General features: G+C 38.7%; 18 protein-coding genes. 6 read left to right on the top strand and 12 right to left on the bottom strand.

Annotated features, from left to right (window positions below; genetic code table 11):
• Positions 1–13: 13 nt before the first annotated feature.
• Positions 14–1780 carry a PTS mannitol-specific transporter subunit IIBC gene (locus A5849_RS11395; protein WP_002348283.1) on the bottom strand — a complete coding sequence of 589 codons (1767 nt, stop codon included), beginning with the start codon at positions 1778–1780 and terminating at the stop codon, positions 14–16.
• Between the two features lie 263 nt (positions 1781–2043).
• Here A5849_RS11395 and A5849_RS11390 point away from each other — a divergent pair, with 263 nt between their 5' ends.
• Positions 2044–2721, top strand: coding sequence for an ABC transporter ATP-binding protein (locus A5849_RS11390; protein ID WP_061086265.1), 678 nt, complete (start codon positions 2044–2046; stop codon positions 2719–2721).
• A 2-nt stretch (positions 2722–2723) separates the two neighbouring features.
• Positions 2724–3851, top strand: coding sequence for an ABC transporter permease (locus A5849_RS11385; protein ID WP_002348284.1), 1128 nt, complete (start codon positions 2724–2726; stop codon positions 3849–3851).
• Between the two features lie 109 nt (positions 3852–3960).
• Here the strand turns inward: A5849_RS11385 and A5849_RS11380 are convergent, their stop codons facing one another.
• The 9 genes from A5849_RS11380 to A5849_RS11340 form a co-directional block, all read right to left on the bottom strand.
• Positions 3961–4401, bottom strand: coding sequence for a PTS sugar transporter subunit IIA (locus A5849_RS11380; RefSeq protein ID WP_002287254.1), 441 nt, complete (start codon positions 4399–4401; stop codon positions 3961–3963).
• 10 nt (positions 4402–4411) lie between these two features.
• Positions 4412–6445: a BglG family transcription antiterminator gene (locus A5849_RS11375; protein WP_086310113.1), complete on the bottom strand. Its 2034-nt coding sequence runs from the start codon at positions 6443–6445 to the stop codon at positions 4412–4414.
• A 1-nt stretch (position 6446) separates the two neighbouring features.
• Positions 6447–8150 (bottom strand): PTS transporter subunit EIIC, encoded by a 1704-nt coding sequence (locus tag A5849_RS11370; protein WP_002320382.1) that lies wholly within the window; start codon positions 8148–8150, stop codon positions 6447–6449.
• A 92-nt stretch (positions 8151–8242) separates the two neighbouring features.
• On the bottom strand, positions 8243–9193 hold the full coding sequence (gene manA / locus A5849_RS11365; RefSeq protein WP_002310090.1) for a mannose-6-phosphate isomerase, class I: 951 nt from the start codon (positions 9191–9193) through the stop codon (positions 8243–8245).
• Between the two features lie 38 nt (positions 9194–9231).
• Positions 9232–10257: a serine hydrolase gene (locus tag A5849_RS11360; RefSeq protein ID WP_002310087.1), complete on the bottom strand. Its 1026-nt coding sequence runs from the start codon at positions 10255–10257 to the stop codon at positions 9232–9234.
• A 207-nt stretch (positions 10258–10464) separates the two neighbouring features.
• On the bottom strand, positions 10465–11334 hold the full coding sequence (locus A5849_RS11355) for a VOC family protein (RefSeq protein WP_002310085.1): 870 nt from the start codon (positions 11332–11334) through the stop codon (positions 10465–10467).
• A gap of 204 nt (positions 11335–11538) precedes the next feature.
• Entirely contained in the window at positions 11539–13431 is a 1893-nt protein-coding gene (locus tag A5849_RS11350) for an ABC transporter ATP-binding protein (RefSeq protein ID WP_086310112.1), read from the bottom strand.
• On the bottom strand, positions 13428–15155 hold the full coding sequence (locus A5849_RS11345; protein ID WP_002314103.1) for an ABC transporter ATP-binding protein: 1728 nt from the start codon (positions 15153–15155) through the stop codon (positions 13428–13430). The genes A5849_RS11350 and A5849_RS11345 overlap by 4 nt, the downstream gene beginning before the upstream one ends.
• Before the next feature lie 15 nt (positions 15156–15170).
• Positions 15171–15821: a TetR/AcrR family transcriptional regulator gene (locus A5849_RS11340; protein WP_002310082.1), complete on the bottom strand. Its 651-nt coding sequence runs from the start codon at positions 15819–15821 to the stop codon at positions 15171–15173.
• 204 nt (positions 15822–16025) lie between these two features.
• On the opposite strand from A5849_RS11340, the gene A5849_RS11335 reads away from it, so the two are divergent.
• The gene (locus A5849_RS11335) at positions 16026–16322 is read left to right on the top strand and encodes a rhodanese-like domain-containing protein (protein ID WP_002291478.1); all 297 of its coding nucleotides are present in this window, start codon (positions 16026–16028) and stop codon (positions 16320–16322) included.
• Between the two features lie 189 nt (positions 16323–16511).
• Positions 16512–17132, top strand: a complete 621-nt coding sequence (locus A5849_RS11330) for an NAD(P)H-dependent oxidoreductase (protein ID WP_002310081.1) — start codon at positions 16512–16514, stop codon at positions 17130–17132.
• A gap of 88 nt (positions 17133–17220) precedes the next feature.
• Here A5849_RS11330 and A5849_RS11325 read toward each other — a convergent pair whose 3' ends face one another.
• Entirely contained in the window at positions 17221–18387 is a 1167-nt protein-coding gene (locus tag A5849_RS11325) for an AI-2E family transporter (RefSeq protein WP_002291475.1), read from the bottom strand.
• Between the two features lie 11 nt (positions 18388–18398).
• Complete coding sequence (locus tag A5849_RS11320) at positions 18399–18752, bottom strand: PTS glucitol/sorbitol transporter subunit IIA (protein ID WP_002291472.1); 354 nt, start codon at positions 18750–18752, stop codon at positions 18399–18401.
• A 127-nt stretch (positions 18753–18879) separates the two neighbouring features.
• Between A5849_RS11320 and A5849_RS11315 the strand changes: the two genes are divergently transcribed.
• Both A5849_RS11315 and A5849_RS14975 read left to right on the top strand, forming a co-directional pair.
• Positions 18880–19902, top strand: coding sequence for a lactonase family protein (locus A5849_RS11315; RefSeq protein WP_002310080.1), 1023 nt, complete (start codon positions 18880–18882; stop codon positions 19900–19902).
• 18 nt (positions 19903–19920) lie between these two features.
• Complete coding sequence (locus A5849_RS14975; RefSeq protein ID WP_002310079.1) at positions 19921–20082, top strand: hypothetical protein; 162 nt, start codon at positions 19921–19923, stop codon at positions 20080–20082.
• Positions 20083–20089: the final 7 nt, after the last annotated feature.

The raw sequence follows: 20089 nt of genomic DNA, 5'->3' as shown, positions 1-20089 counted from the left end.
CTGTTTTCCTCCCTTAAGCTGTCTGTTTCAAATATTGTGCAATTGATTCAAATTTTTGTGGGTTGACCATGCTATTAACCGATAAATGAATGGATTGCGGTGCAGCCATCTGTGCTTTTTCTGCTAAACTTTCTTTGGCTACGATCAGTGAATCAGGCTCCCCTTTTAACTCCTGGATGTTGACTTTTCGTAACGGGATAGTTAAATGGTTCTTGTCTAATATATCTTTGAGCACAGTCATTCCCATTGTTGCTGATCCCGAACGATCATCGTGGACAAGTAGAATCTCTTTGATTTGTTTGATGTTTGCTGAAAGAAACTCTTCTGTTGGCTCGTTCTTAGTTTCAGAAGTTGATGGTTCCTGTTTGCTGCTCAATTCTTGAATGATTTCATCATATCGAGGTGAATTCAAAAAGTTTTCTACTGAAACAAAACGCGCGTTCGGTGCTTTTTGTTTTGCTCTTTCTTGTAGTTCGACCTGAGTAACGATCAATGTATTCGAGTCATCTGTCAGTTGGCTGATTGCTTGGTTAGTCACCGTTTGAGGCAAGTCTGCTTCCTGTACTTTTTTTCTCAAAATCGAAGCGCCCATCGCACTTGATCCCATCCCTGCATCACAAGCAAAAATGATTTTTTGTACGCCAGATAGCGCAGTTCCTTGAGGAATACCTTGGGAACCTTTAGATGCTTGTTTAGCTACTTTTGTCTCTTGCACAGACTTTTCAAAGTCTTCATTTGTATCTTTCGCATCCGCTTTCAAAATCACTGCAGAAATACCGAATGAAACAGCTGCGGCAACAATCACGCCCAAAATAACAGGAAGGTAAGAATTGAACGGTGTCATCGCTAGAATCGCAATGATTGATCCTGGAGAAGCTGGCGCTCTTAGTCCAGCATCCATCAATTGGAAAATGAAACTTCCTGACATTCCTCCGCCTATAACTGATAAGAATAATAACGGTTTCATCATGACGTAAGGAAAATAGATTTCATGGATCCCACCTAAAAAGTGGATGATCATAGCACCTGGTGCTGAAGATTTTGCTGCTCCTTTGCCAAACAAAGTAAAAGCAAGTAATACGCCAAGTCCTGGACCAGGATTTGCTTCAAGCAAGAATAGAATAGATTTTCCTACATCTGCTACTTGTTCAGTTCCTAATGGTGTCAAAATCCCATGATTGATTGCATTATTCAAAAATAAGATTTTTGCTGGTTCAATAAAAATACTTGTCAATGGAATCAAATGGGCAGATAAAATGATCTCTACACCTTTTGCCATTGCTTGAGTCAATGTATCGACAACTGGACCAATCGCAGAAAAACCTAATAACGCTAATCCAAAACCGATAAGACCTGCTGAAAAATTATTGACCAACATTTCAAAACCGGATTTGATCCGTTTTTGGAACAGCTGATCAAATTTCTTGATAGCATATCCACCAAGAGGTCCCATGATCATCGCACCTAGCATCATTGGAATATCTGTTCCGACAATCACACCCATCGTTGCAATTGCTCCCACAACTGATCCGCGGTCACCAGCAATTACTTTTCCGCCAGTATAGCCGATCAATAAAGGAATCAGATAAGTTAGCATCGGGCTTACCATGGTAGCGAAAGCTTCATTTGGCAAATACCCATCTGGGATAAATAAAGCCGTTAACACACCCCAAGCAATCAGTGCTCCAATGTTTGGCATGACCATGCTTGATAAGGTACTGCCTAATTTTTGTACCCTCGCTTTTAGCGAAATGTTGTTTTTGGGAATCATCCGTTCCATTTTGTCTCTTCCTCTCTCCTTTTGATACTCTAATTGTATTCGCTTACTAAAAAGAGAAATAGTCGTACTTTGGCACGAAACTTTGTGCCAAAGGTTTGAGGATATCAGCAAAATAAAAAAATTTTGGGATCAGCAAACTTTACTTTTAAATAAACATGTTATTTTAACTTTTTTATAATATGTAAATAATAACTTTTGTCAGCATTTTATTTGGATGCTTTTTGTTTTATTATGATATTAAAATTTATATTGGAGACCTATCTATGACATTACTGATCAAAAACATGAACATGAAACGTGGTAAAAAACGTGTGATTCGACAATTGGATCTTTTAGTAGAATCAGGAGAAGTAGCTGCTTTGATTGCCCCGAACGGATTTGGCAAAACAACTTTGCTGAATGGCATTGCCCAACTGCTGCCAACAACTTATGATCAATTGTCCCTTCACAACATCTCTCCTACTGCTTATACAGATTATCGCCGGTCTTTCTTTTTTCTAGAATCAACGAATCAGTTATCCGACTATCTAACGGCTGTTGATTATTTGACTTTGATCAAATACTATTGGCAGAGCAAAGTAGAATGCCAAACTGTTTTCCAACGATTGAAGATGACTGAGTACCTTACTTTGCCGATTGGAAAAATGTCTCTAGGAATGAAACAACATGTCTTGCTTGCTACTTACTTGATCAGTGATTCATCTGTCATGTTATTCGATGAACCGTTGAACGGGTTAGACCCAGGAAGTATGGATATCTTGAATAGGCTGATCAGACAATGGCAGGAAGAGGGGAAGACGATTCTTCTTTCTTCCCACGCTATCGCGAATATCCAATCGATTTGTTCTAAAGCATGTTTTCTAAAAAATGGAGAAATCGTCACAGAATCCTCAAATATGGAAGAGATTTTAGCTATTTATCGTCAATTGTATGAGGTGTAACTATGACTTTATTTACATTTGAACGCAATCTCTTACTAAAAAACAAAGTAAACTATTTATTCCCTCTATTGTTGATCGTGCTCTTTGCATTCCCACTTTTTTTTGATCATGAACTTGCTTATACAGAATTCGATGAACTGAATCATAACTATGAAGAGACGCAACGTTTGATTGAAACGTTGAAAGAAGATGAGAATGAGAAAGAATTTGTGGAAAGTTTAGAGAAAAGCAACAAACTGATCGAAGCAATTTTACGTGCAAAAAACACAGGGAATGTCCAGGAAATGGTCGAAGCAACTTATCATTATGAAAAAGATATACTGGGCCGGCTGATTTCTGGTCAAAGACAAGGACTTCCAATCATTGAACAACAAAAACGTGTAGAGTTGCTCCGTTATATGAAAGAACATCAGATCCAAAGATATTCAATTTTTGACTTGCCAGCGCACCTCCCTTTAGCGAATTACTACGAAAATATTTTTTCAGGAATGATTTCTAGTTTTTTGATTTTATGTATAACCGCCTTGTTTCTTTCCTCGATCATCTCTTATGAAAAAAGAAAGCAGGTAATCTCTCTAGTCAATCTATTACCGGATAGTATGGTAAAGAAACATAGCATCCGTTTCACCGTTTATTATGGTGCAGCTATGCTAAGTCTCGTGATTCCATTTTTGTTCGTCTCTATACTAGTAGTAATCAAAAATGGTTTGGGCGACTTCCGTTATCCTGTAGGAACGATCATTGGTCAGGAGATACGAATCCTTCCGATGTATGCATATCTTTTCCAGAGTTTTCTGTTCTTGTTGTTGTGGGTGTTCTTTTTAAGTACGATCAGTTTTCTTCTATCTGCTTTATTTGAACATTCTCTAGTCAATCTTTTAGGTACACTTCTTTGTCTTTTCTTAGCAGAGTATCGCTTGTTTTCTTCGATTGGATGGATAGAATCAATCAGTCATTACTTGCCAACTTCTTATGTTGATTTTCAAAATGTGATCGTAGGAGGAGATATTTTCTCTCCACTAGCTTCAGAACAGGTTACTTTCATGAATGGTATCTTGACACTTGGTACATGGAGTATTGTTCTATTATTCATAGGTATGTGCGCTATCTATATAAAAAAGAGTTATTAAAACACAAAAATAATAGGAGCGGTGACAAAAATCTTGTCACCGTCTCCTATTTTTCACTTGGTTGAAGTTATTACTTGATGCAAGGCATCTTTTTTACTGAGAACATTGGTTATATATGTCCATGTTCAAAAATCATTTGGACTTCTTCAATGGTTTCCGCATCACTGAGTGCCATTACTTGGTCGATGTCTGAACAAAAAAAGGCTAAATCTTGTAGCACAGCTAACTGATGTTCTTTTTTTAAAGCCACTACAAATAAGAGTGTCGCGATTTTTGGTTCCTCTTTTGTTCCAAAGTCCACACCATCAGGTACTTGGACTAAATAGATCCCTTCTTCTACTACTTCTTCATCTTTGTCAGTCCCATGTGGCAAGGCTACGAAATTCCCGATATAGACACTCGCTTTTTCTTGTCTTTCGATCATTGATTGGATATATGCCGGTTTGATTCCCCCTTGTTGGGTCATCCACTGGCCGATCTCGGTCAACGCTTCTTTCCAATTTTGATAGGATTGATCGAGCAATATTTTTTCTGCTGGTAGCTGGATCATCTTTTCACCCTCATTTCTTTATTTCTTCAATCAGGATTTTCGCTAACAATTGATAAACGATTTCTTTATTTCCTGAGCGGAAGATCTCGGTGTTCAAATCGTTCATGATGATTGCTCCACTGATCTTTCCTAAAAGAATCCCGTCTTTTTCTTGGATTGGCGAAGGCGCCAGCATAACTAACATACGGGACAAATCGACTGGCTGTCTATCCATCCCGTCAATTGTCAACGGTTGTTTCAAATTGAAAATACAAAAGATCGGTTTAGAAACCAATGAGCTGGATGTATGGAATAACCCCATATTTGTATGAGGAATTCCGATAGGTACTTGTTCATATCGCTTAAGCAGTCGGCGATGGACCACCTCTTCATCTGTTACTAGTCCTTCAGGAAAATAAGGAAATAAACTGCGAATCGTTTCAGAGACCGTATTAGGATTATCTAGTTCTTGAATAAAGAAACGATCAAGTAATTGATTGATTTGCTCCATGAAATGCATCGTTTCCTCATAAGTATCTTCTAGCATCCACTCGTTATTGCTGTTATACGTATTCTTTTGTCTTTTTTTCTTCTCAATATGCGAAAAAGCTTCTTTTAGCTGCTTGACTTCATCTTCTAGCAGTAGCGGGGAGACTAAAATATATTTTCCATCATATCCTGGTAGAATAGATGTAGAAATAACAATATCATATTCTTCTTGTAAATCAATTTTTTTCAAATCAGCGATCCGATAGAAATGAATCTGTTGAATGAAAGGAAAATACCGTTTCAAACGCAGTTCCAACATGCTAGTAGAAGCTAAGCCGCTTGGTGAGAATCCTGCGATACTGATATCGCTTTCTTTCGGGCTTCTTTCCAATGAATTTGCAAAATGAAGGACCATATATGCGATCTCTTCTTCTGATAATTTCTTTTCTTGAAAAATCCGCTCTACTGCTTTGCGGATTGCATTGGCAATTTCCTCATATTGAACCATGATTTTTTCTAAAATCGGATTAGTCAGTGTCTCTTCTTGTAAAACGGCTCTTGAAAACACACCAGACAAATGGGTCAAAAGCATTTTGTACAAGGTTTCATCTTCATAAAAATGGACATTCGTCTCTTCACTTACTTCTTGAATCAGTTGTTTTACTAAATAAGCAAGCTGTGTATCGAACGTTTCTTCAAAGAAATTCTGATCAAATGAGTTCGTGAAGTCATTTAATAATCCTGCAAAAAAGACGATCTCATTTACTGGGTAAAGTTGTTTTGTCTCAGAAGCAATCCGTGAGAATAATCGTTTAGCGGTCTGAAGCAATTCTTTGTTTGCCAGACCATTATACGTCTCATTTGTCAGTAAATGATTTTTCGTTACACGATCCATCGTCAATGTCAGCATCAAAACCAAATGTTCAAGTTTTCTATCACTTAGATTAGTCTTTTTTTGGATCAATTCTTCCCCGACTACTTGGCGTGCAAGAGACAGATGTTGCGGATCAACGAATCGAAAAAAGTAATTCAGCGATGAATCAAAAGGAATACTATGAAAAAGTTCATATTCATTGATTTCTAATTCTAATACATTCGCTGTTAGAAGCCGACGGTATTTTTCCGGCCCTACGATCTCATATCCTTGGTTCCGAATGATTTCCAAAGGCAGTTGGCGGATACTTTCTTCCAACTGTTTGATATCCGCATAAAAAGTGGTATTACTGATGCGGTATAATTCCATAAAATGAGCAAGACTCAACGGTTCTGACGTTAGTAACAACTCGGCTAAAATTGCGTGTTGGCGTTTAGCAGTAGGCAAATCATCGCTTTTCCCCTCTGTATTTTCTTTTAATTGCTCCATTACTTCTTCCGATGCCTCAATGACAAACGAACCTCTTGCTACTTTTTTCAACGAAGCATTTACCGATTTCAATGAGACTTCAAGATTATCTAATTCGCGGTAAATGGTCCGCTTGCTGACTTTCAATAAATTCATCATTTTTTGGATAGTCACAGGTGAGGGACTGCTGAGAAATTCTGCTAATAATTGTTTTTCTCTGGGCGATAAGTACATCTTATTTTTCTCCCTTCACAAGTTTTTCGTATTCATTCGTAGCTACCCAATGTTCCACTAGGACTAGCTGAGGGATCTTTTCTTTTAGCTGTTCATTTACAGCTAGTTCTCTTTGGGCGATATAAATCGTTTCTTCTTGGATTTTGAGCTGTTCGATTGGTTCCTTTAAGATAACAAACTGTTTTTTCTCTTTTTTTGCTAATTGACTTAAAATCGCCATGCCCATGGTTTGTGAACCACGTCTATTATTTTTATACAAAAACACAACGTTGACGGGCGACTTTTTCTGTTCTATTACTTCTACTCTCTCTTTTTTTTCTTTCCAATTTGGTTCGTGGATTGCTTTTTTTATTCGTGACAGCAAGATATCTGTTTCCAAAAAGTGATTCAATACGAAAATTTGACTTTGAGGTACTTTTTCTCTTGCAAGATCCGCTAATTCATGTTGGACGATAACAAGCTGATTTACTTGATTGTTCAATTCATAGACAGAGCTGTATCCAACAGCGAGATCAATTTTTTCCGCTGCTAATTTTTTCTTCAGCAGGGCAGCTCCCATAGCGCTTGATCCCATGCCTGAGTCACACGCAAAAACGACAGAATGAATGGTAGATAGTTCCAAAATTTCTCCCCTTTCTTTGACCGTGTTGTCTCCTTCTTCTTTTTTCGGTAATTTCAATAGCAGCGTTGCACAAATGAAGGTCACAAATGTACTGATTGCTATCCCTATACTTACCCCAGCTAGTTGCGGATAAGGCGTATTGGCAAAAATCACGAGTAGTGACCCGGGCGATACAGGAGTAGCTAATCCCGCATCTAACCATTGGAATATCAACGTGCCACTTGCTCCACCAACCATTACAGCTAAAAATAGATACGGTCGCAGCAAGACAAATGGAAAATAGATTTCGTGAATCCCGCCAATCGCATGGATCATCAATGCTCCACTCGCATTTACTTTTTCCTGTTTTTCTGCAAAACAAAGGATAGCAAGTAAGATCCCTAAACCAGGTCCCGGATTTGCCTCCATCAAAAACAGGTAAGAGTACCCGACTGTTTGTGAGAATTCGATTCCTAAAGGTGTCAACACACCATGGTTGATTGCATTATTAAAAAATAGTACTTTTAGAGGTTCTAGGATCAAACTGACAAGCGGCAACAGATTCATTTTGACTAGCCAAGACACGACGGAGACAAGCAACAGGTGGAAACTATTTAAAGCTGGCTCAATAAAAACGATTCCAATTATACAAATAATACTACCAATCAGCCCTACTAGTAAGTTGCTGACAAGCATTTCATAACCACCTTTGAATTTCGCATGAAATCTAGAAACAAATTGTTCATACGAGATGCCGGCAAGCGGCCCTATAATCATCGCTCCTACGATTTGCGGGGCATCGGAACGAGCAATCAACCCTAAAGAAGCGATTGCGCCCGCGACTGCTCCTTTTTGTCCCCCTACCGATTTTCCGCCTGAATAGCTGATCAAGATTGGTAAAAGCAGTTGAATCATCCAGTGGCATACCTCTTCCAACGTGGCGTGCAAATCGCCAGACACACCTTTCATTACTAATGACAAGATTCCCCAAGCAATAAACAGACTTAGGTTTGGCATGATCATCTCATTCAAGTGGTGTCCGGCTTTTCTCAGTTGTTTCGTAAACACTCGACTGTTGCTGTTTGCTTTCCATTTGTATTCCATCTTTTTCACCATACTTCTATTTATTGATAGACGGATTTTATGTAGAAAAAGCAGCAAACGAAAACCGTCTGCCGCTTTCAGCTATCTGGGAACTATTTGCCTGGTTCAGACGCAATGATTGCTAGTTCACCTTGGACCGTCCACTCAGAAACGCCACTTGGAATGATACAGCTTGTTCCTTTTTCTAATGGATATGTTTTTCCGTCAACAACAAGGTCTCCTGCTCCTTCAATCACTGTCATCAACGTATAAGGGGCTTGTTTTTTGAAAGATGCGATTCCTTTAATATCCCACTCATATACATTGAAAAACTCAGTTTCTAAATAAGTGACGATCGATGAATTCCCTTTTCGAACTTCTTTGATTTGTAGTTCTGGTGTTTTGGCAGGGACAGTTGTTACATCGATCGATTGTTGGATATGCAGCTCTCTTGTTTGTCCTTGCGCATCTTTTCTGTCGTAGTCATACACGCGATAGGTCGTATCGGAGCTTTGTTGTGTTTCTAAAATCATGATCCCTTTACCAATAGCATGGATCGTTCCGCTTGGTACATAAAAGAAATCACCTTTTTTAACTGGTACTTTCTTCAAAAGATCATCCCAGCGCCCATTTTTGATCATCTCAGCTAGTTCTTCTCTTGTCTTTGCATGATGACCGTAGATGATTTCTGCACCAGGTTCAGCATCGATGATATACCAGCACTCAGTTTTTCCTAATTCACCTTCATGTTTCATCCCATAGGCATCATCTGGATGTACTTGTACAGATAGATCATCTTCTGCATCTAAGATCTTGATCAATAATGGAAACACTTGTTCTGAAGGATGGCCAAACAATTCCTTGTGTTCTGACCATAGTTCATCTAATCTTTTCCCTTTGAATTCGCCATTTTCTACTACACTGACACCATGAGGATGCGCACTGATCGCCCAATCTTCTCCGATTTTATCGTTAGGGATATCAAAACCGAAGACTGAACGTAAGCGGCTTCCTCCCCAAATTTTTTCTTGAAAAACTGGTTTTAAAAACATAGGTTCTTGCATAATTCAAACTCCTCTCATTTTTCATAGCTATTATAGCATTATTTCTGTAATACCGCTTTCTCTTTCAAAAAATTTTCAACAATTTCATCTCGACATATGAGATACTCCGCACGATGATCGACAGGATGTACGCGATTAGACAAAAATATCAACGCCTCTTGTGTTTTTATATCAATCAAGAAAAACGTACCTGTATAACCAGTATGAAAAAGAATCGCATGACCGTCTCCTACATCTTTTTTTAAATCCCACCCTAGAGAACGATAGCCATTTCTTTCTGGAGTTTGATCTTGTAGCAAAGAATCAATCGTTTCTTCTTCTAAAAACCGACCATTACTGATTTTTCCCTTGTTCAAATACATTTGGACAAAAGTAATGCTGTCGTTCAAATCGATAAAGAGCCCAGCATTTCCTGCATGTTCAGCTAAAACTCTTGCTTTCGGATCATGAGTTTGTCCACGCAAAACCTCACCCGAAGGCAGTTGTTCTGTGGGAACGATTTTTTTGGAAGGAAAAGGAAGAAATAAGCTGTTCATCATTTCTAATGGTTCCAATACTTGTTCTTGAAAGATTTCCACTGCAGTTTCTTGGTAAATTTTTTCCAGCATCAATCCAAGAAGAATCGTTCCGGCATCTGTATATTTTACTTCTTTTCCTAGTTGCTCACCTGGTTCTAGCTTCAAATAAGCGGCAATCAATTCTTCCTGAGATAGCTCATCTCTGTTTGGTATCCATGTTTTGATATCAGAAGTATGTGTCAGTAAATGACGCAAAGTGATTGTCTGATTTTCGAATTCAGAAAGATATTTATGCAGTGGTTGATCGAGTTCTATTTTTCCATCTTCTAATAGACGCAAAACTAATGAAGTGGTTGCAACGACTTTCGTCAGTGATGCTGCATCAAACAACAGATCTTCTGTCATCGGCTGTTTTTCAGGAACGACTTGGGCAAAGCCAGCTGTAAATGATTCTACTTGATTTTCTTTGATGAAGGCGGCTGCTACACCTGGATAAAATCCTTCTTCCATTTTTTTCAAAATAAGCTGTTTCGTTTGTGGGTACATCTTTTTCTCCTGCTTTTCTGTCAGATTCTTACAGTCCAAGCTTAAAGCTTAATCTATGAGGAATCAACCTTTTTACACAAAAAAACTGCGCGGAAAACCACGCAGTTTCATTCGGTATACTGTTTGCTCTTTCTATCTCTAGAACAAGTGATAGTATGACCGTTCATAAAATGACGAGACATGCGACAATCGTTAAGAAAGAAAAAGTTAAGCGTCGCATCGAATGTCAGTTTTATTCTTTTCTTTTGGCTCACTGACGAACCACCATTCGATTCCTATGGCATCATAGATTGTGAGTACTGTATGCTTTTTGTCCAAGAAGAAATCGACTGATAATTGCTGCAAGTGAGCAATCAGTCCTTCCATGCTTTCAGTATCAATCATGAATTTCAGAAAATCAAGTCCAATCACTTCATCTGTAGGCAAATCGATGGCACCACCACTTGCTTCTGTCAATCCAACATGGAAGTCTCCTTCATTCAATACATGGATGCCCTCTTCTTCATTATGTACCTTCAAACCAAGGACACGATTAAGAAATTGGCGTTCTTTTGCTAAATCAGTAACATTTAAATGGATTTTTTCAAAATAAGATCCTGCTGATAGTTTACTGAATTTTTCTTCAGATTTTCTTAACAACGCTTCTTGATCCATCGTCTCTGGAACTTCTCTTTGGTCATTCTTATTCTCTTCATGGTAAATTTCTAATTCATTCTCTTCTGGGTCTACGAGTAAAATCCCCATACGTCCATGATCTTCTAAAGCTTCTTTGATTGGATAATTCATTTTACGAATACGGCAAAGAATATCTGCCAGTTCTTCTGTGCTAGGGATAATCAATGAGAAACGGTTCAGCTTTTTGATCTTCCCCATGTGATCATTCGCTCTAGGACTTTCTTCCAGCAGCAACATTTCACTTCCAGCTTCTTCTGTTCCTAAAATGGCTAATTCGTTTTCTTCTCTTTTCAAATCAAAGCCAACAACGTTCTTGTAAAAATCAATCATTTTATCTCGGTCTTTCACCCGAATGGCTACACTTTTTAAATAGGTGGCAGCCCCCAATTGAAAATCTCTCATATTTCTTGCTCCCCTCTACGTCAAGCTTTATTTTAACGATGGATTCTTCTTCTTTCAAGCAATAACTTTGTTTTTGTTAAAAAAAGTGTGAGAAACTTCGCATTTTACTTGTTTTTTGTAAATAAATGAGTAAAAAACCACATGAAACTCATTTTCTTGAAATGTGCTTCATGCGGTAAAGAAAAATAATAAATTTGTACGTTTCTATGAAGCTTCTTCTTCAGAAAACTGACTGTTATAAAGATCTGCATAGAATCCGTCTTTTTCCATCAATGTATCGTGGTTTCCAGTTTCTACGATCGAACCATGATTCATCACAATAATGTTGTCTGCATCGCGTATTGTAGACAAGCGGTGAGCGACAACAAAACTTGTTCGGTTTTCCAATAGGCGGTTCATCGCTTTTTGAATCAGTATTTCTGTTCGTGTATCTACACTAGATGTTGCTTCATCAAGGATCAGGACATCCGGATTTGCTAAGAATGCCCGCGCAATAGTGATCAGCTGACGTTGCCCTTGCGAAATATTGCTTGCATCCTCGTTTAATACAGTGTTATATCCTTCTGGCAATTTACGAACAAAATCATCTACGTGAGCGGCTTTAGCAGCTTCAATGACTTGTTCATCTGTTGCATCGTCGTTCCCATATTTGATATTGTCATAGATACTTCCTGTAAACAGCCACGTATCTTGCAGTACCATTGAAAACTGTGCGCGCAATTCATCACGTGAAAGGTCACGGGTATCTACACCATCGTAACGAATACTGCCTCCAGAAACATCGTAGAACCGTTCAAGAAGGTTGATCAGTGTCGTCTTTCCTGCACCGGTTGGCCCTACAATAGCGACCATCTCACCAGGTTTGACATCCAAGTTGAAATCAGTCATTAGCAAGTTATCTGGTGTGTAGCCGAATTGAACATTTTCAAAACGAACTTTGTATGGTGTATCTTTTTCTTCTGGAAGGCCAGATTTTTCATTGGACATCTCTTCTTCATCCAACACTTCAAATACCCGTTCGGCTGAAGCAACCGTTGATTGGATAGTGTTCATCAAACTTGCAAGTTGAGTGATTGGTTGAGAGAACTGTGTCGTATATTGCAAGAATGCTTGAACATCCCCTAATGTCATGTTCCCATTTGCAACTTTTACTCCGCCTAGTACAGCGACGAACACATAGCCTAGATTTTTAACGAAATTCATCAACGGCATGATGATTGCCGAAATAAATTGAGCTTTCCAACCAGCGGCATACAGATTCTGATTTTCTTTTTCAAATACTTCCTGATCTTTTTCAGTATGATTGAATGTTTTAACGATCGTATGACCACCATATGTTTCTTCTACTTGGTTATTCAATAAACCTAAACTTTTTTGCTGATCTGCGAAAAACACTTGTGATCTTGGCGCAACGACCATAACGATGATCAAGCTTAAAGGGATCATCAATAACGCGACTAACGTTAATTGCCAGCTGATTGAAAGCATCATCACGATGACCCCGATCAATGTGACTGCACTAGTTACAAATTGAGTCAAATTTTGTTGCAGCGTGCTTGCGATGTTATCCATATCATTGATTGCTCGAGACATGATATCGCCATTTGTATGTGTATCATAATAGGAAATCGGTACACGATTCATTTTGGCTTCCAAGTCATGACGCAACTCATAAACTGTCCGCTGTGAAACACGTGTCATAATAAACTGCTGTAAAAAGTTGAATACAGCTGAGATCAAATACATCACGATTACGGTTGCAATGATTTGCGCAATTTTATCAAAATCTATCGGAAATTTTGTTACTTGTTGCCCTTGTTGCATCTGTTGCGCGCCAGCCATTACACCTTTGAATATTTCTGTAGTTGCTTTCCCCAAAACTTTTGGTGTTTGGATTTGGAAAATCACGGCTGCTATTGCTAGTACAAATACAGCGATGATTGCAACCATACGTTTAGACATATAGCCAAACAATCGGCGTACTGTTCCCCAGAAATTTTTAGGCTTTTCCCCTTTTACACCGAGATTCCTGCCAGGTCCGCTGTGTCCTGGACCGCCTGCTGGTCCGTGAGAGGGACGTGTGTTTGTTTTACTCATGCTAAGTCCTCCTCTCTTAGTTGTGAATGAACGATTTCTTGATAAGTTTCATTTGTTGCCAATAGTTCTTCATGTGTTCCCTTGCCAACTAGTTTTCCTTCATCTAGCACAAGGATCATATCTGCATCCATTACTGTACTTACTCGTTGAGCAACTAAAACCGTGATACTTTCTTTCATATTCGTTTTCAATGCTTGGCGAAGATTGGCATCCGTTTTGAAATCCAATGCTGAGAAGGAATCATCAAACACATAAATGTCTGCTGTTTTGACTAATGCTCGTGCAATTGCTAGACGCTGTCTTTGTCCGCCGGAGAAGTTTCCTCCTCCTTGTTCCACATGGCTATCTAATCCATCTTCCATCTCTGAAACAAAATCTTTAGCTTGTGCGATTTCTAACGCTTTCCAAATCATTTCATCTGTTGCATCCGGCTTACCATACTGCATATTGTCTCGGATCGTTCCAGAGAAAAGAACTGCTTTTTGAGGAACAAAGCCCATTAGCTCCCGCAAATTATATTGAGTCATTTCACTGATGTCCGTTCCGTTTATTTGGATCGAACCAGATTCGATGTCATATAATCGGGGGATCAAATTGACTAAGGTCGTTTTACCTGAACCAGTTCCTCCTATGATTGCGACGATTTCGCCTGACTTAGCTTGAAAATCAATATCTTCCAATGCAAGTTTTTCTGCTCCATGATATCGATAATTGACATGATTGAAGGCCAATGTTGCTTCTTTTCCAGCAAAAGAAACGGTTTTAGGATTTTCAGGGTCATGGATACCGATTTTTTCATCCAACACCTCATTAATACGATCAGCTGAAGCTTGTGCACGAGGTACCATGATAAAAATAGCGGAAAGCATCATAAAGCTGATCAAGATCTGCATCGCATAAGTCATAAATGCAATCAGATTACCGACTTCCAAGGTCATATCTGCTATGTAGTGTCCACCAAACCAAGTGATTGCTACGTTTGTACCGCTCATGATCAATGTCATCATCGGCATCATCAATGCGACAATCGTATTAACTTTGATTGCTGTATTTGTATAATCTTTATTCGCTAAATCAAAACGATTTTCTTCAAAGCGTGTCTTATCGAATGCGCGGATGACTCTGACACCTGTCAACCCTTCTCGAAATACCAAGTTCAAACGGTCAGTTTTCTTTTGCATGCTTTTGAATAATGGAACAGCAAAATACATGATTCCACCAATCAAAATAATCATTACTGGGATGACGACTAAGAAGATTTTTGTCAACTGATGATCTTTTTGATAAGCAAGTATGCTTGCGCCAATCAGCGTGATTGGTGCATTGATCATCATACGTAAAAACATTTGTGTGACCATTTGGATTTGAGTCACATCATTGGTTGTTCTTGTGATCAAAGAGGCCGTTCCATATTTGTCAAACGCATCTTTTGTCAGGCTCTCTGATTTTTTATAGACATCCGTACGCAATTGCTTACCCAGTTTCTGTGATTCTCGAGTAGCAAAAAATGTATTTGCAATAGCAGCTAAGATACTGATCAAAGAAAAACCGATCATCACAAAACCTGTATGCCAAATATAATCGACATCTCCTTGCGCTACCCCTTTATCAATGATATTGGAGGTAAGTGTCGGCAAATATAAATCTGCCAGTACTTGGATCACCATGAAAACTGCAGCTGCAATTGCTGAAGTCAAGGAGATCCGTTTTACGATTTTTAGCATCTAGTTCCCTTCTTTCTATTTATATACTCCGTTTTTCAGCCAAGAAAGTTTCAAATTGAATTCACTGATTGCTTGCTCTACTGAGTAATCTTCAGATGTTGAAAATAAGCGATACGAATGCGCAATTGTTGTAAATACAGTATTCATCACTAATTGGATCAGTAATTCCAATTCATGATCATTTTTTACTTTCAGCTTCGTCCGATCAATCAATTCAAGCAACTCTTTTGCATCTTGTTTGTGTTCTTTATGTGGATCGTGAGGCGATTTTTGGCGACTCGTATGAGGAGCGACTTTTCTTGAGGCACGGTAATCCATGTTCATAAACAAGTTACGATAAAAAGAAGCATTCTCACCTTCCAAAATCTCATAAATCATTTTAGAAAAATAGGATTCGAATCCTTTGAATAGATCACCATCGGATTCTTTCATTAGTTGCAACATATCTTTAGAGCTGTCACGTCTCATTGTCTCAAAGTAATAAAAATAAAGATCCTCTTTATCTTCAAAATACTGATAGAAACTGCCTCTAGGGATATCCGCTAATTTGACGATATTAGCAATCGAGGCTTCTTTCAAAGGTACTCTAGAAAACTCGATTCTCGCCGCTTCAATTAACCTTTTTTGTTTTTCTTTCGGCAAATGGAAAAATGTCTGTGTCGGCATATGGATCCTCCTTTCTTCTAAGATGACACATTGTCATATGACGCTATGTCATTATAACACCTCCCACCTGTTTCGCAAGACATTTGCATAGTTTTTTTTCATTATTATCCGATACATTAAAAAAGTGATAAGAGGAATCCTTCCATTTGAATTAATGAGAGCTGCCCATTAAAATAGCCACATACTAAACAAAGGATGAGATAAATGGCCCAATCAATTAGTGTCCAAGACTTCAATAAATTGCCGCTCGATGCTGACAGCATCGTTTTAGATACAAGAAATACTTTAGATTACACAAAAAAACACTTAAGCCACTCGCTTTCTATCCCCGCTGCTATCTTGCCAAGACAATTAAAAAATCTAGATCCAAAAAAACTTTATTATATTCTAAGCTATACAGGCAGACGATCAGAAGCATTAGCCGATCAACTTACTGCTAGCGGATTTCGTGCTGTTTATATCATTGGTGGGATGGAAGCTCTTCAGTCAAGCGTTGCTTGAACATTGCTTGTTAGATTCAAAAGAGGCTGTGACAAAAATCGTGTCACAACCTCTTTTATATCCTGTCTTTTTTAGTTATTTATTCTTCAACCTTATCAATATGACTTGATAGCCTTTTCTTTTTCGAGTAAACTGATTTTGTTAGTCATAGTTATAACAATCATAGCAATAAAAGGAGAAGGTAAGCATATGGCATCTGTTTTAGTAGTCAAAGGTCATCCCCTAACTGCAGAAGAATCACGTACAGTTAAGGCGTTGACGTCTTTTTTAACAAGTTATAAAGAAACTCATCCAGATGATGAAGTGACTGTTTTGGAACTTTATCGCGATGATATTCCAGAAATCGATGAAGAATTATTATCAGGTTGGGAAGCATTACGTGCTGGTGCAGAATTCACTTCCTTATCAGAAAGTCAACAACAAAAAATCGCTCGTTTCAATGAATTGACAGAGCAGTTCCTTGCTGCTGATAAAATCGTTATCGCAAACGCCTTATGGAATCTAAATATCCCAACAAAATTAAAAGCTTGGTTCGATACTGTCAATGTAGCTGGAAAAACGTTCCGCTATACAGAAAACGGGCCAGAAGGATTAGTGACAGGTAAAAAAGCGCTGCACATCCAATCTAACGGCGGTGTATACAACGGACAAGACTTTGCCTCTCAATATGTAAAAGGTATTTTGAACTTTGTAGGCATCAATCAAGTAGATCAACTATTCATCGAAGGAATCGATTATGACCCTGACCGTGCAGATGAGTTGATGCAAAATGCATTAGATAAAGCTGCTGCTTTAGGTAAATCATTTTAAAATTGAGGTAAATGTATATAAAAGAGACAGAGGGAAAAATCTTCAAAGCAACATTTGTGCTTTGGAAATTTTCCTCTGTCTCTTTTTGTTATTCTTTCTGCTTTTTCAACGGATTTTCTTCATAAAGAGAAGAAATCGTTGTGTACCATTCAAAAACATGAGTAATCACTACTTTAGCTGCTGCATAAACAGGAATCCCTAAGATCACACCAACGATCCCAAACAATTTCCCTGACGTCAGCAGAACTAATAAGATCGTTACTGGATGGATTGCTAACTGATTTCCCAATACTAACGGAGAGATCAAGCGTCCTTCTATTGTCTGTTCTACTGCAAAAACGATTAGTACCTTGATGATCATGAATGGACCTGCCACAATAGCTAAAAAGATGGCTGGAATCATTGCTAAAAATGAACCTAAGTATGGGATCAGATTTAAGAACCCTGCAATGATCCCCAACGTGACAGCATATTCTAGACCAATGATTGCAAAACCAATCATAAACATGATTGCCACAGCAAAAGCCACAGTTAGTTGCCCTCTTATATATGAAGAAACTTGACTATTCATTTCACTCAGCACATTCAACGTCGGTTTTTGCATGCGCGTTGGTAAAAACTTGACGAAATAAGGGGCTAATCGCTTACCATCTTTCAATAAATAAAATAAGATAAACGGCATCGTCAGCAAAGCTACTAAAATAGTCGCTACCGCACCAACAAAACTCCCAAGACTCTGAACTGTACTCTTAGATATGTCTTGGATCATATCACCTGCTGAATTCATGAACTTATCACCTGCTGTTTCTAACTGTTCACGAAATTGGTTGAACAGCGGGTCTCTCAAGATCTCGGTCAATTTGTTATCGATCGTATCAACGTATTGAGGAAAGTTACTGATAAAGCTGACTGTTTGTTCCTGGATCTTAGGTATGATCACTACGCTTCCCCATACGATTAATGCAACGACCAAAACAAACAGCCCAATGATACTATAGAGCCTTGGTACTTTTCGCTTCTCAAAGTAATCAACTACCGGATTCATCAAGTAATACAAGATGCCTGCCAGAATAATAGGTAGTCCTACGATTGCTAAAAATTGCCAGATCGGTGCAAACAAATAAGAAACTTTTGTAAATAAAAAGACGATCAGCAATATTAACAATACAACAAGTAAAGCTGTGACCACTTGATTATTTAAAAACCAGCGCCAAAACCAAGACACCGGTCTGTTCTTCTTATTTTTCCCTTCCATAAGTCCTCCTGTTAGTTATAAATAATTTGGCTTCCCAAACCAATAGCAGGCAGTTCATGCGGATGGAGATAGATTCCGTTTGCAATTTGTCCTTCTTCTGGACAGGTATCAAAAATCAATGATACGTGAGCTACCGTCTCTAAATTTCCATTGGCCATCGGACCGACATAATCGATCGTATACGACTGATCATCAAAAGTAATCGTTCCGCCTGCTTTCAAAGAAAAAGGTTCGTCTTTCGACACCTCTTGAATCACCGAATATTTTCGCAAGGCAGCTGTTGCTGTTTTATCGAACAAAATCAGCATCGGTTCTTCCTTGTTTATTGCTTCTGTTCCAATTTCTGTAATCGTTGCCTGAATCATCGCACTCTCTCCTTTACTTGCTTTCAAAAACAGTATAACACATTCTCATTCTTTAGCCGTGGGGAATAATTATGTGATAGAATAAAAACGAAAACTATTTCATTACCATTAGGAGGAATCAGCTCATATGATCGAAAAGATAATTTTAGGAACCTATACACGCCGCGAAAGCAAAGGAATCTATACGATCGATCTTGATACAGAAAAAGAAGAATTATCCAGTCTTTCATTGGCTGTTGAAGAGAACAGCCCTACTTACCTAGCAAAAAGCAAAGCTGGCAATCTTTACACGGTTACCAGTGTAGACGGATTAGGTGGTGCCGGTGCGTACGACAAGGATTTTCATTTTTTGAATGCGGTAACAGAGTCTGGGGCTCCTTTATGTTATGTAGCGGTTGATGAAACACGGCAATTGCTCTATGGGGCCAACTACCATAAAGGCGAAGTAAATGTCTATCACCTATTAGGAGATGGCGAGCTGAAAGCAGCGGATTCAGTATTCCATCAAGAAGCGACAGGCCCTCATAAAAACCAAGATCATGCGCATGTCCATTATACGGATCTGACTCCTGACCAACGATTAGTCGTGTGTGATCTTGGTACAGATCGTGTGTATACTTATGATGTGTCCGAAAACGGCAAATTGAATCTTGTAACTACCTTCACTGCAGAGCCAGGAACAGGCCCTCGCCATCTCGTCTTTCATCCGAATGGACAATTCGCCTATTTATTTGGTGAATTAGACAGCACAGTCCGAGTGCTTTCTTATGATAAAGAAACAGGTGATTTTGAAGAATTACAGAAAATATCGACCTTGCCAGAAGAATTCGACGGTGAAAATGGAGGGGCTGCTATTCGCATTTCCAATGATGGCAAGTTCCTTTACGCTTCTAATCGGGGACACAACTCGATTGCCGTATTCGCAGTTTCCGAAGATGGTTCTCACATCCAAAATAAACAAATCATCTCAACAGAAGGCGATTTCCCTCGCGATTTCGCACTAGATCCAAGCAATGGTTTTGTCGTATGTGCTAATCAGAATACCGATAATCTGACATTATACCGCCGTCATCCTGAAACAGGATTACTGGAATTATTGCAAAAAGATGTCTATGCACCAGAATGTGTCTGTGTTTATTTTGATCGTTAGCAAGAAAAGGAGAATAAAATGAATCAGCAAGACGTATTAGACAGGTTGCGGGAAGAACTGAATATTCCTTTCTTTGATGGGAAAATCGAAGATAAAGAGTATAGCGAAGAGGAATATCAGAAACTCAAAGCCGATTTACAGAACTACTTTGAACAATATGTACGGAATGTAGAAAACTAATCAACCT

The organism is Enterococcus sp. 10F3_DIV0382, from assembly GCF_002140245.1.
Taxonomy (GTDB): Bacteria; Bacillota; Bacilli; order Lactobacillales; family Enterococcaceae; genus Enterococcus_B; species Enterococcus_B lactis.
This window is presented reverse-complemented; position numbering and strand designations above follow the sequence as displayed.